The 12,560-nt window shown below is 58.2% G+C and carries 12 protein-coding genes; 4 read left to right on the forward strand and 8 right to left on the reverse strand.

Annotated elements, in window-relative coordinates:
• The first annotated feature begins 1 nt into the window (after position 1).
• On the forward strand, positions 2-1,429 hold the full coding sequence (locus QRN55_RS03770; RefSeq protein ID WP_111841864.1) for a mandelate racemase: 1,428 nt from the start codon (positions 2-4) through the stop codon (positions 1,427-1,429).
• Entirely contained in the window at positions 1,426-2,250 is an 825-nt protein-coding gene (locus QRN55_RS03775; protein WP_284774952.1) for a sugar phosphate isomerase/epimerase family protein, read from the forward strand. The genes QRN55_RS03770 and QRN55_RS03775 overlap by 4 nt, the downstream gene beginning before the upstream one ends.
• Before the next feature lie 70 nt (positions 2,251-2,320).
• On the opposite strand, the gene QRN55_RS03780 is transcribed toward QRN55_RS03775, so the two are convergent.
• The 3 genes from QRN55_RS03780 to QRN55_RS03790 form a co-directional block, all read right to left on the reverse strand.
• The gene (locus QRN55_RS03780) at positions 2,321-3,919 is read right to left on the reverse strand and encodes an ABC transporter substrate-binding protein (protein WP_284774954.1); all 1,599 of its coding nucleotides are present in this window, start codon (positions 3,917-3,919) and stop codon (positions 2,321-2,323) included.
• 76 nt (positions 3,920-3,995) lie between these two features.
• Positions 3,996-4,625 carry an SGNH/GDSL hydrolase family protein gene (locus QRN55_RS03785; RefSeq protein WP_233137445.1) on the reverse strand — a complete coding sequence of 210 codons (630 nt, stop codon included), beginning with the start codon at positions 4,623-4,625 and terminating at the stop codon, positions 3,996-3,998.
• A gap of 7 nt (positions 4,626-4,632) precedes the next feature.
• Positions 4,633-5,781, reverse strand: coding sequence for a mandelate racemase family protein (locus tag QRN55_RS03790; RefSeq protein ID WP_111841882.1), 1,149 nt, complete (start codon positions 5,779-5,781; stop codon positions 4,633-4,635).
• A 234-nt stretch (positions 5,782-6,015) separates the two neighbouring features.
• Here QRN55_RS03790 and QRN55_RS03795 point away from each other — a divergent pair, with 234 nt between their 5' ends.
• On the forward strand, positions 6,016-6,900 hold the full coding sequence (locus tag QRN55_RS03795) for a DMT family transporter (RefSeq protein WP_284774957.1): 885 nt from the start codon (positions 6,016-6,018) through the stop codon (positions 6,898-6,900).
• On the opposite strand, the gene ocd is transcribed toward QRN55_RS03795, so the two are convergent.
• On the reverse strand, positions 6,890-7,963 hold the full coding sequence (gene ocd, locus QRN55_RS03800; protein ID WP_284774958.1) for an ornithine cyclodeaminase: 1,074 nt from the start codon (positions 7,961-7,963) through the stop codon (positions 6,890-6,892). The genes QRN55_RS03795 and ocd overlap by 11 nt on opposite strands.
• Before the next feature lie 12 nt (positions 7,964-7,975).
• Positions 7,976-8,896, reverse strand: coding sequence for an arginase (gene rocF / locus QRN55_RS03805; RefSeq protein WP_284774960.1), 921 nt, complete (start codon positions 8,894-8,896; stop codon positions 7,976-7,978).
• Between the two features lie 123 nt (positions 8,897-9,019).
• On the opposite strand from rocF, the gene QRN55_RS03810 reads away from it, so the two are divergent.
• Complete coding sequence (locus QRN55_RS03810; protein ID WP_284774962.1) at positions 9,020-9,457, forward strand: Lrp/AsnC family transcriptional regulator; 438 nt, start codon at positions 9,020-9,022, stop codon at positions 9,455-9,457.
• Between the two features lie 2 nt (positions 9,458-9,459).
• On the opposite strand, the gene QRN55_RS03815 is transcribed toward QRN55_RS03810, so the two are convergent.
• From QRN55_RS03815 to phnD, 3 genes are all read right to left on the reverse strand, one after another.
• Positions 9,460-10,599 (reverse strand): alpha-D-ribose 1-methylphosphonate 5-triphosphate diphosphatase, encoded by a 1,140-nt coding sequence (locus tag QRN55_RS03815; RefSeq protein ID WP_284774963.1) that lies wholly within the window; start codon positions 10,597-10,599, stop codon positions 9,460-9,462.
• A 66-nt stretch (positions 10,600-10,665) separates the two neighbouring features.
• The gene (phnE, locus tag QRN55_RS03820) at positions 10,666-11,346 is read right to left on the reverse strand and encodes a phosphonate ABC transporter, permease protein PhnE (protein ID WP_284774965.1); all 681 of its coding nucleotides are present in this window, start codon (positions 11,344-11,346) and stop codon (positions 10,666-10,668) included.
• 192 nt (positions 11,347-11,538) lie between these two features.
• Positions 11,539-12,534, reverse strand: coding sequence for a phosphonate ABC transporter substrate-binding protein (gene phnD, locus QRN55_RS03825; protein WP_233124253.1), 996 nt, complete (start codon positions 12,532-12,534; stop codon positions 11,539-11,541).
• Positions 12,535-12,560: the final 26 nt, after the last annotated feature.

Genomic DNA, 12,560 nt, shown 5'->3' on the forward strand with positions numbered 1-12,560 from the left:
CATGACAGGCGCGCCCATTGTGAGCGTGAAAGACGCCGCTATATTCGAGCGCCGCTTGTCCATGCGCATGCCGTTTCGCTTCGGTGCAGCGACCGTCACGGAAGCCTCGCAAATCTTCGTCCATCTGGTGATCGAGGATACCCAAGGACGAACCGCCGATGGCTATGCCGCCGAACTGATGGTACCGAAATGGTTCGACAAGAACCCGGCGCTCAGCAATGCTGACAACGAGGATCAGTTGCGCCGCTCGATCCATATGGCGGCTGCACTTGCCAGACAGGCCAAGCCCGCGACGGCGTTTGGTCTGCACGCCACACTGGAGCCGCAACACCATGCGCAGGCAGCCAGCGATGGCTTGAACGGGCTGATCGCCTCCTTCGGTCTGGCGCTGGTGGATCGCGCTATTCTGGATGCACTGTGTCGATTGCACGACCTGACCATCACCCAAGCCGTCAATGCCAATCTTCCCGCAATCGATGCCTCCACCACGCGGGATCTCGATGGCTTCGATATCACAGGCTTTCTGCGTGACCTGAAGCCGCAGCCGACCATTCATCTGCGCCATACGGTCGGTTACATCGATCCCTTGACCCCTGACGAGATAAAGGGGCCGCGCCGGGATGACGGCTTGCCGGAATGCCTGAGTGAGGAAATTCAGGCATACGGCATCCGCCATTTCAAGCTGAAACTCTCCGGCAGGCCGCAGGAAGATGCCCATCGGCTGACGCAGATTGCGGCTGTCATTTCGCCCCTGCCGGATTACCGGGTGACGCTGGATGGCAACGAGCAATTTGCCGACGAGGATGCGGTCGTCGATCTGATGGACCGTATTGAAACCGATCCATCCCTCACACGCCTGCGGCAGAAGCTGCTTTTTGTGGAACAGCCGATCACTCGCACCGTGGCGCTGTCGAAACCCGTCAACAGACTGGCAAAGCGTATCGCGCTCGAAATTGATGAGTCCGATGGCACGCAGGATGCCTTCTTGCGGGCGAAAGAGCAGGGATATCTGGGCGTTTCATCCAAATCCTGCAAAGGGTTCTATCGATCCGTACTGAATAGAATGCGTGTTGAAAAATGGAATAATCATTTCAGCGGCGGTTACTTCATGTCTGCCGAAGATTTGACGACGCAGGCTGGTATTGCCTTGCAACAGGATCTCGCACTCGCCGCCATTCTCGGTCTCGATCACATCGAGCGCAACGGCCACCACTATGTGGACGGCATGCACGGCGCATCAGGGCCTGAGAATGCCGAGTGGATGTCCACCCACGGCGATCTCTATGCCAACCATCAGGGTCGTGCCCGCCTGAGTATCAAGAATGGTCAATTGTCGCTGCTCACCGTTCTCGCCGCCAAAGGATTGGGGGTTGAAGAAAGCGCAGCGCGCGCCACGTTTCAGACACTTCGACAAGGGGAGAAGACATGAGCCTTGACGGTCTCTCGATCAATTTCGCCACCATCAAACAGGGTGGATCGTTTGCAACGCTGGTGGACGCCTGTCTTGCTCACGGCATCACGACGATCTCTCCCTGGCGCGACCAGGTGCATGGTGTCGGCCTGTCCGAAGCAGCGCGCATTGTCGAGCAGAACGGCATACGCCTGAGTGGTCATTGCCGTGGCGGCTTCTTCCCGGCAAGCGATGAACAGGGGCGCCGCAACGCTATCGAAGACAACAAGCGTGCGGTAGATGAAGCAGCCGCCATGAGGGCCGATTGTCTGGTACTAGTTGTGGGTGGCTTGCCGGCTGGCTCGAAAGACATAGCTGGTGCGCGGCAGATGGTGGAGGACGGCATGGCCGAACTGCTGCCCTATGCGCGGCAGATGGGCGTGCCACTGGCGATTGAACCACTCCACCCTTTTTACGCGGCAGATCGTGCCTGCTTCAACACGCTGAAACAATCGCTCGACCTGTGCGACAGGCTTGGTGCAGGCACTGGTGTCGCCATCGACGTCTACCATGTGTGGTGGGACCCGGACCTGGAAGAGCAGGTTGCAAGGGCTGGGCGAAACGGCCAGATTCTGGCGCATCACATTTGCGACTGGCTGGTGCCGACGAAGGACCCACTCAATGATCGCGGCATGATGGGCGACGGCGTTATTGACCTGAAAGGCTTCCGCCGGATGATCGAAAAGGCAGGTTTCTTTGGGCCGCAGGAAGTGGAGATTTTTTCCCATGACTGGAATGGACGGCCCATCGATGAGGTGCTCTCAACGGTCGTGGAGCGCTATAAAATGCTCAATGCTTGACCACACGGTTCAAATGCAAAGGGCGCGTACTCGACGCGCCCTTTGTGTTTTTGGACTGCCAGTCGAACGATTACCGCTCCTTGGTCACCACGTCGAAGCGCGAATACCAAGGGCTGACGATCATGCCCTTGACGTCACTGCGGAATGCGGCTGTGTCGACAACTTCGGAGAAGGGCTGGATCGATAGAACGATCTCATCCATATAGGCCTGAATATCCTCATAGGCCTTTGCCTGCTTGGCGGCATCACGCTCGACCAGCGCATCCTCGATCATCTTGTTGAGCTTTTCATCGAAGAAACTCGTGCGCCAGCCCTGATAATTGGTGAGCTTCGCTTCGTCCGCATTGTTGGGATTATAGGCCATCGCGCGCAGGTTGTTGTCCGGGTGTGGCTGCTGGCCACCGCCGCCGCGACCGACGAGGAGTTCGAACTTGCGTTCGCGCATCGCACCGTAAATCTGGTCACCGGAACCACTGATCAGTTCGGCCTGAATACCGGCCTGCGCCAGCGTGTTCTGGATCGCGGTCGCCGCTTTCATGAACGGGTCTTCGGACAGCACGCGCAATGTTGTCTTGAACCCATCCGGGTAACCGGCTTCCGCCAAAAGCGCCTTAGCCTTGGAAACATCGAGCTTGAAACCCTGATCCGGAAGGGAGCCGAGGACACCGGTGCTGAGCGGGCGCTGGTGCAGCTTGCCGTAATAAGGCATCACAGCCTTGTCCAGACCCTCGTAATCGATCAGGTAACGCAGGGCTTCGCGAACTTTCCTGTTGGCGAAGCGCTCGTCCTTCATCGATACGCCGAGGTAATAGAAACCGGAGCCGGGCGTCGACTCGATAGTGATTTCCTTGTCTGCCTCCAGCGATTTCAGATCGGGCGCCTGCAGGGAATAGGCGACATCGATATCGCCCTTTTCCAGCATCAGCCGCTGCGACTGCGATTCCGGCAGGTGACGCATGAGCACGCGCTTCATGGCAGGCTTTTCGCCCCAGTAATCGTCATTGCGGGTCAGAATGATGAATTCGTTGGACTTCCACTGACCAAGCTTGAAGGGGCCTGATCCCGCCGAATTCAGCGTCAGCCACGCGGCGCCGAGGTCGCCATCCTTCTCATGCTCAAGCGCCGTCTTGCTGTCGATGATCGAGCCCGGACCGTTTTGCCCGAGGATCATCAAAAGCAGGTTCGTGTCATCGGGCTTTGGTAGGTTGATAACGAAGGTATACTCGTCCTTGGCAACGAACAGCTTGTCGGCATCCTCGACCTTGTAACCACGGGTCTTGAGGAAAGATGACTGAGCAAGGTTGCGAGACAGAACACGCTTCAGGCTCCACACGACATCATTTGCCGTAACCACGTTGCCGGAGGCGAATTTTGCATCCGTGCGCAGGAAGAAGGTGATCGAATTACGGTCTTGCGAGACTTCCCAGCGCTCGGCCAGACGCGGCTGGATGCTGCGGTCCTTATCGGACAGGACGACCAGTGTGTCGTAGACATTGTTCAGCACCTGCACCGTCTCGCGGCCCGTGATGGCTGCGGGGTCGAGCGTCAGAATGTTGCTCATGGTCGTTGCGACGACCAATTGGTCTTTCGGCGTTTCGGCAAAAGCGTTAAGCGGCACGGCGCCGATCAGCAAAGCGCCGAGCGCCACTGTTGCAAAGAACTGTTTCATGTTTTCCTCCCATGAGCCGCTCATGCATCGCGGCATTTAATTTGAGACTAGGCCGCGCTCCTCTGCGCGGCGCTTGTCAGAAAAGAAGTCTGTGAACGGGCGCAACGAGTGCCCGCCCGATCTGCGCTGTCGCCTCGGCCTCCAGATGAACACCATCGACCGGCGATGCCGTGGCGACCGTGCCCGCGTCGAAAAATGCAACATCGGCTTCGCGCGCAACCTTCTCATAGAGGGGCGCGAGACGTTGTGACTCGGCGATCCTGCGCCCGGCTGCAGGCGCGCCCGCAGGCCCGGCCACACAGGACGGCGGGGCCACGATCAGCAGTTTCGGCTGTGCAGAGCGTGGTTTGTAGGGGAAGGTCTCCACGATTTGTGCAAGACGCTTCATGCCGGACACTGCTGTTTCCGCTTGCCCACCGTGAACCGGCTTGAGATCGTTGGTCCCCAGCATGATGATGACGAGATCGAGCGGCATGTGGCTGGCCAGCGCCACCTCCAGCGCTTTCGCACCGTTGCGGCAGGCGGGACCGGCGTGGTCGTCATAGCACGTGGTGCGACCGCCGAGACCCTCGGCGATGACCTCGACCTTGCCGCCCAGACCGGCCTTCAGCACATCCGGCCAGCGAAACTGCGCGGGATGGCGCAACCCGGTGGCAGGATCGGCACCCCAGGTGAGGCTGTCGCCGAAAGCGAGGATCGTCTTCATTGCCGCCTCATCTTACGCGGTTGTTGTCGATGAAGGTGAAGTCGATGTCCTCACCCAGACCCGGACGATCGGGAACATGCACAAAACCATCCGCGTCCATCGGGTCGGAAAGCGACTTCAGGTAATCGAAGCCGTCATCATATTCTAGGAATGGATGCAACAGGCCGCGTTCGTACCAGCGGCAATTCTTGGTGGCGGCCACGACATGCAGGTTCATGGCCGTGTTGCCATGGACTTCACATTCCACACCGAACGCTTCGGCCAGATGCATCGTCTTCAGCGCGGGGGTTATGCCGCCGACATCATTGACCCCGGTTCTGAGAATATCGCAGGCGCCAGCCTTCAGCCATTCGGCGCGATGCCAGTGCTTGCCCGCAGCACTTTCGGGACCGACGACCGGAATATCGAGGTTATCCGCCAGCCACTTGTAGGAGGACATGGATTGCTCGTCCATCGGCTCTTCGATCCAGTCAAAATCGAGCTTTTCGAGGCCGCGACCGAGCGCAAGCGCGTCCGTGCGGGAATACCAGTGGAATGCATCGATCATCAGATGAATATCGGGACCGACAGCTTCGCGCACCGCCGCGCAGGCCTTAAGGTCCATCTTGACGTCAGGCGCCCAACTGACAGGCGGCATCCACGTATGGAGCTTGATACCCTTGTAACCGCGCTTTACCAGCGTTTGCGCAAAACGTCCGTAGTCGTCAGGGGTCGCGAGGCCGTTTTCCAGCTCGTCACCGCACATGATGGAGCCATAGGCCAACACCTTGTCACGGTAACCACCAATCAACTTGTATACAGGTTGGTTGAGCGTCCGTCCGGCCAGATCCCACAGCGCACAGTCAACGACTGCAAGTGTGCGGTCGGTCAATTGCGCCGCAGAGCCCCGCTGCCAATGGGCCAGATCCTGCCACAGGCGTTCGCGGTCGCGGTGGTCCTGCCCTATCAGAACCTTCTTGACGAATTTCTCGATGACATGGGGACGCACGATCTCCGGTGCCGTAAAGGAATGCCCCTCTTTTCCGTCTTCGGTGCGGATCGTCAAAATGGCCTGCTCGACCTGATGCGCCGGGCCTGGGTGAGCGTGTCCGGCACTGTCGGAGTGGCGGCGCGTCGTCGTCTTGAACACCCGCACATCGACGTCGGTAATAATCATATGTCCTCCCAAGCAGCCCGGCGGCCAACAATCTGTAATGCATCCTATTAGACAGATATCTCCATTATTGTCAAACATGTATGACATGTTGTTTTAAGCACGCCAGCCAGACTTCGGCATTTATATTCGTCAAAAGGATCGAATTGGGATTTCTGCGGTTTTGTATCCGGCGTCAATCGTTTAGAAAAGACGCACAATCCCCAGCAGCGATCTGCGCGAACACAGAGCCTTCCCATGCCTCCCCAATCTGTCGGTTATCTCTACGCGTTAGCGGCCTTCACCATTTTTGCGGCGCAGGACGGCATTTCCAAGCATCTGGGCTCGGCCTATCCACCCGTCTTCGTGGCGATGGTGCGCTATTGGGCTTTCGCGATTTTCGTCATCATTCTGGCGATGAGATCGCAGGGCGGCATCCGGCAGGCCGCCTCGACGCGCCGCTTCTTTCTCCAGGCAGGCCGAGGCGCGCTTCTCGCCGTTCAGATCGTTATGTCGATCATCTCCTTTTCCATTGTCGGCCTTGCGCACACGCATTCCATTTTCGCCTCGGCACCGCTGCTGGTTGCGGCACTGTCCGTTCCGATCCTCGGAGAACAGGTAGGATGGCGACGCTGGTCCGCCATTCTCGTAGGCTTCGTAGGCGTGCTGATCATTCTCAAGCCCGATGACAGCGGCTTTGACATGACGCTGATAATCACATTCGCCGCGGCACTCCTATCGGCGATTTATAGTGTGATGACGCGACTTGCCAGTCGGACCGACCCAGCCATGACCAGCTTCTTCTACACCGGCGTTCCCGGCGCAGTGGTTTTGACGCTCATAGGCCCGTTTTACTGGGTGAATATGGCGCCTGCCGACTGGGGCTGGATGTTGGCTCTGTGCATCACTGGCATGAGCGGCCACTACCTGTTGATACGCGCCTTCGAGCTTGCGGATGCGGCCTCCGTGCAGCCATTTTCCTATTACCAGCTGGTTCTGGTCTCCATAGTCGGCGTCACGATCTACGGAGAGGTGTTGAGCGTGCACATGGTCGTCGGTGCTGCCATCGTCATTGCAGCCGGTCTCTTCACGATCTGGCGTGAGCGGAGGGCCGCCCGCAAGGAGAGGCTCTCTACGCCGTAACAGTCTCGATCTTGGACTGTGCTGCCGAGCGCAACAGCATGCCATAGAGATCGCGCGGCTCGTCGGGGTCCGCCAGCAGATCGAGTTCTGCATAGAGACCGGTGGAAGCCAATTTGGACCGGACATAGCGGAGCGCGGAAAAGTCCTCGATGGCAAAACCAACGCTATCGAACAGCGTGATCTGCCGCTCGTCTTTGCGCCCCACGGCGTGACCCGCGATCACCTCCCAGAGTTCAGTCACCGGATGATCTGCGGGCAACTGCTGGATCTCACCTTCGATGCGGGTCTGCGGCGGATATTCCACGAAGATATCGGAGCGCAGCAGGATGTCCTTGTGCAATTCCGTCTTGCCGGGGCAATCCCCGCCGATGGCGTTGACGTGAACGCCGGGGCCGACCATGTTGTCACTCAGGATGGTCGCATATTGCTTGTCGGCGGTCACGGTGGTGATGATATCCGCGCCCTCGATCGCATCTTCCGCCGTGTTGCAAACAGTGATCGTGAAGCCGAGGCCTTCGAGATTTCGCTGGCACTTCAGGCTGGCACTTCTGTCCACATCATAGAGCCGCACATGATCGACGGCGAGAATGGCCTTGAAGGCGCGCGCCTGAAATTCGCTTTGCGCGCCATTGCCAATGATGGCCATGGATTTTGCATTTGGGCGCGCGAGGTATTTCGCCGCGAGTGCCGATGTCGCAGCGGTTCTGAGCGCGGTAAGGATCGTCATCTCCGAGAGCAACATCGGATAGCCATTGCCGACATCCGACAGAACGCCAAATGCCGTGACGGTCTGGCGCCCCTCTCTGGTGTTTTTTGGATGACCATTCACATATTTGAAGCCGTAGAGTTGCCCATCACTCGTGGGCATCAATTCGATCACACCGTCCAGCGAGTGAGAAGCGATGCGCGGCGTCTTGTCGAAATGTTCCCAGCGCCGAAAGTCGTCCTCGATTGTTTGGGCAAGCTCCCGCAGAAACGTGTCGATGCCGACGTTGAGAACGAGCTTCATCATATTGTCGACACTGATGAAGGGGACGATGTTTAGATTGGGTATTGCTGTCATCGGCATCCTCCCTCAACCGGCTCTCGTCGGTCTGTCCAACACGCGCTTGCCCATCAGGCTTGCAGTGAGGTCCACCATCAGGCGTGCGGTTTTTCCGCGTTCATCGAGAAACGGGTTGAGTTCAACGAGATCGAGGCTGGAAACGAGGCCGCTATCGCAGAGCATTTCCATCACGAGATGCGCTTCACGGAAGGTGGCCCCGCCCGGGACCGTGGTGCCGACAGCGGGCGCAATGGCCGGATCGAGGAAATCAACATCAAGGCTGACATGCAGCAGCCCGTTGGCGGCAACGACCCTCTCCAGAAAGGCGCGCAGCAAAACGCCGACGCCATGTTCATCTATCATTCGCATGTCGTAGATGGTGACGCCGGTCTCGCTCAAGGCGGCGCTTTCTGCGGGATCGACACTGCGGATGCCGATCATGCAGATATTGGCAGGATCGACCGGGTTCGTCACTGGTGGGAAATAGCCATCGAAGCCCTGCCGTCCACTATAATAAGCCACCGGCGTGCCGTGCAGATTGCCGCTGCGCGTCGTGTCTAGCGTGTGATAATCGGTGTGCGCATCCAGCCAAAGGACGAAAAGGGGCCGGTTGCGTTCCGCGGCGCGCCTTGCCACACCGGTCACGCTGCCCGCTGAAATAGCATGGTCTCCACCCAGAAAGATCGGCATCGCATTCTCGCTCTCGCGATAGGCTACGTCTGCCAGCGCTTCCGTCCAGGCGACAGTTTCCGAAAGGTGATGGACGGCATGATTGGGGTGAGAAAATTCGCGCATGGGGGCTGGCGTCACATTGCCGATATCGACGACGACATGCCCCAAATCCTCAAGCGAGGTCTTTAACCCGGCAACGCGCAGGGCACTCGGCCCCATTTCACATCCCAGTTGCCCGGCACCTATTTGCAGCGGAACTCCGATCAGCCTGCATTCCATCCAAATCTCCCTTCGATTTAAGGAAATTCAAACATCTGACGATGGCGAAATGAACGATATATATTGGCAATATAGGCGAAACATTCTACCATTTTGGCTGATACGATAAGCAAAGTGGTCGATATGGATAATCTTGACAAAAAGCTGGTGACGCTGCTGCGCCACAATGGGCGGCGAAGCATTTCCGACCTTGCGCTGGAAACAGAGACCTCTCGCGCTACCGTGCGTGCGCGCATCGAGCGGCTGGAGGCCACCGGCACTATCATCGGCTATACGGTGATCCTGCGCGCCGACGCGGTCGAGGAAGCGGTGCGGGGGATCATGATGATCGAGATCGAGGGCCATGTGACCGACAGGGTCATCAGGACACTGGGCGGCTTTCCCGAGATATCGGAGGTCCATTCCACCAACGGTCGATGGGACCTAATCGTCGAACTCAGCGCCGCGACGCTGAGCGATTTCGATTCCATCCTGCGCCGCATCCGGCTGGTTCCGGGCATCACCGGCAGCGAAACCAGTCTGCTTCTGTCCACGTCACGCTCAACGAGAGCACGACTGTAGCCTCACGCCACGCGCATACCCTCGCGCCAGACGCCCGCGATAAAGGGCGGCAATCCCGCCGTTGCCCGCACTCTGACGATATCCGCCCGCCGCCCCACTTCGATGCGGCCCCGGTCGGAAAGCTTAGCAGCATCCGCAGGGTTGGCGGAGATCAGCCTGATCGCGTGGGGCAGATCGATGATTTGCTTCTCCCACAACAGAAACGCTGCCTGAACGAGGCTGAACGGCACGTAGTCGGATGACAGGATATCCAGCGCACCCTTTTCCAGCAGTTCGAGCGCCGAAACATTGCCGGAATGAGAACCCCCACGCACCACATTCGGCGCACCCATCAGCACCTGCAATCCGGCATCGCGCGAGAGCTGGGCTGCCGATACGGTCGTTGGGAACTCAGCCAGCGAAATTCCAAGTTCCAGGCCTTCCGCAACATGCTCTGCCGTGGCATCGTCATGGGATGCGATGGATATGTTGGCGTCGTGGCAGCGCTGCGCGATCTCCCGGCGATGCTTTGCCGAATAGGCATCCGATTGCGCTATGCGTCTTTCGCTAAAAGCGGCAAAATCCGCGTCGGACAGCTTCTTCTTGCCCTGATAATAGATGCGATATGCCTCAAGGCTGACAAACTGACGCTGGCCGGGCGCGTGGTCCATCAGCGATGCCAAGCGTACACGGTCATTGCCCTTCATCTGGTCGAAATGCTCCACGGCATCGGGCATGGAAACTTCACAACGCAGGTGGATGAAATGTTCGGCCCTCAATCTGTTTGCCTCCGTTGCCGCAGAAATGGTCTGCGCCATCGCCGACATGTCATCGGAGCCGAGTTCGGTATCGCCATCCATGCCGACGCGAAGAGCATCGAAAACGGTGGTGATGCCTGCGGTGGCAATCTGTCCGTCATGCGCCTGAAGAGCGGCATCGAGGTTCCAGCGCACTTTCGGGCGCGGCTGCACATGCGTTTCCAAATGGTCCGTGTGCAACTCGACACAGCCGGGAATGACATAATCGCCGTCGAGATCAGCGCCGGATGGCGAGTGTCCCCGTGAGATATCGACAATCTTGCCGTCACGGACAAGCAATGTGCCGTGGATGATCTCATCAGCTGTTACGATGGCGCAATTGGTGAAAACGAGTTCTTTTTGCATGGCGATTTCATTCGGGCTGGTGCGCTGGCGCGCGTGAAAACTTGGGAGAAATTTAAGCGTCGCGCGTCAGATCACGATCCGGCGCAATTGCTGGGAAATAAGGTCCATAACTGTAACCGTGAGAACGATGATGATGATGATGGCCGACGCCTGCGGGTAATAAAAGCCGCGGATCGTTTCGAACAGAACCTGACCGATACCGCCAGCGCCGATCAATCCAAGCACCGTGGCCGAGCGAACGTTCGATTCCAACCGGTAGAGCGAGAATGAAATCCACAGCGGCAGGACCTGCGGTATGACGCCGAACACGACCTGCTGTATGCGCGATGCGCCGGTGGTTTTGATGGCCTCGACGGGACGCGGATCGATAGCTTCCACGGCTTCGGAAAACAACTTGGCCAGAATGCCCGTGGTGTGGATGAACAGCGCCATCACACCCGCAAAAGGGCCTAGCCCAACGGCAACGACGAACAGCACCGCAAAGACGACTTCATGGATGGCGCGAAACATGTCCATCAGTCGACGCACCGGCTGATTGACCCACCATGGCGCCATGTTATGCGCCGACAAAATGCCGAACGGGATCGACAGAAGAACAGAGAGAAAGGTGCCCCAGACCGCGATCTGCACCGTGACGACCATCTCTTCGAGATAATATTGCCACGTGGTGAAATCGGGCTTCAGGAAATCCTTGGCGTAGGTGGCCATGTTGCCACTGTCGCTGAACAGATAGGTCCAGCGTTCCATCTCCGCAGGTCCCCAACTGACGGCAAGCGCAGAAGGGCGAGCAGAAGCAGGCCGTTGCGCAAACCGCCGGGCCGTTTGAAAGCGGCGGGCGGGATCGCCTTATGGTGCAGAGATGTGTCGCTCATGGTCATCGTTCCGTGCTGAAGCAGGTGGGCCGACAGGGCCCACCCCCAGAGAGATTGCAGGTGAGGATCAGGTCTTGGAAGCGGTTGCGAGTTCGGCTTCGAACTTGCTCTTCTGCTCGGTCAAATCCTTGATCTTGGCGGTCTTTTCTTCAGCGGACAGCTTGGTATCCGCCTGCGCCTGCGCGATGGACTTCGACAGTTCCATGACCCGGATCGGCAGAAGCTGCTTGTCGGTCGATGCACGGAACGGTGCCCATTTCAGACCGGCAAGGATTTTCTTTTCTGCTGCGATATCACCCGTGGACTTGTCTGTGCCGTAGGTCAGGAAGAATTCGCGCAGCTTCTCTTTCGTCGCATCCGGCAAATCCTTTCGCCAGACGATAGGGTCGGACGGAATGAGCGGCGAACGCCAGACTTCACGGATGTTGGCGAAGGCATCGGGCTTGTTCTGCTTGATCAGCGCCATGTTCTCGGTGTTGTTGGCGGCAGCATCGAGCTGCTTGTTCGCCACGCCCATGGCATTGGTCTCATGGTTGGCGTTGGTAACGTTCTTGAAGCAGGTCTTCGGATCGATACCACGGGCACCGAACACGAATGTCATCGGCACGAGATAGCCGGATGTGGAATTCGGATCACCGAGGCCGAAGTTGATCGACTTGTCGCACTTCAGAACGTCATCGACGGTCTGGATCGGCGAGTCCTTGGGGACGATGATGACGGACCAGTAGCCCGGCTCGCCAGCAACAGGCACGCTCTGCACGAAGACTTCGCCATCGGCACGATCGACGGCTTCCATGGCTGATTTGTTGCCGTACCAGGCAAGCTGCACCTTGTTGAAGCGCATGCCTTCGATGATGCCGGCATAATCGGACGCGAAGAACGCCTTCACATCCAGACCTGTCTTTTTCGTCATGTCGGCCAAAAGCGGTTCCCAGTTGGTCTTCAGGTTCTGCTGGGACTCTGTGGAAATGATGCCGAAGTTCAGTGTGTCCTGTGCCAGTGCGGCAGTCGTCATCGTCAAGGCGACAGACATCGCCGCCATGCTTTTCAGTATCGCGTTCATGGAAGTCTCCGATATCAAAGGGGAAG

Origin of the sequence: Agrobacterium sp. lyk4-40-TYG-31 (assembly GCF_030209855.1) — a bacterium.
Lineage (GTDB): Bacteria > Pseudomonadota > Alphaproteobacteria > Rhizobiales > Rhizobiaceae > Agrobacterium > Agrobacterium vaccinii.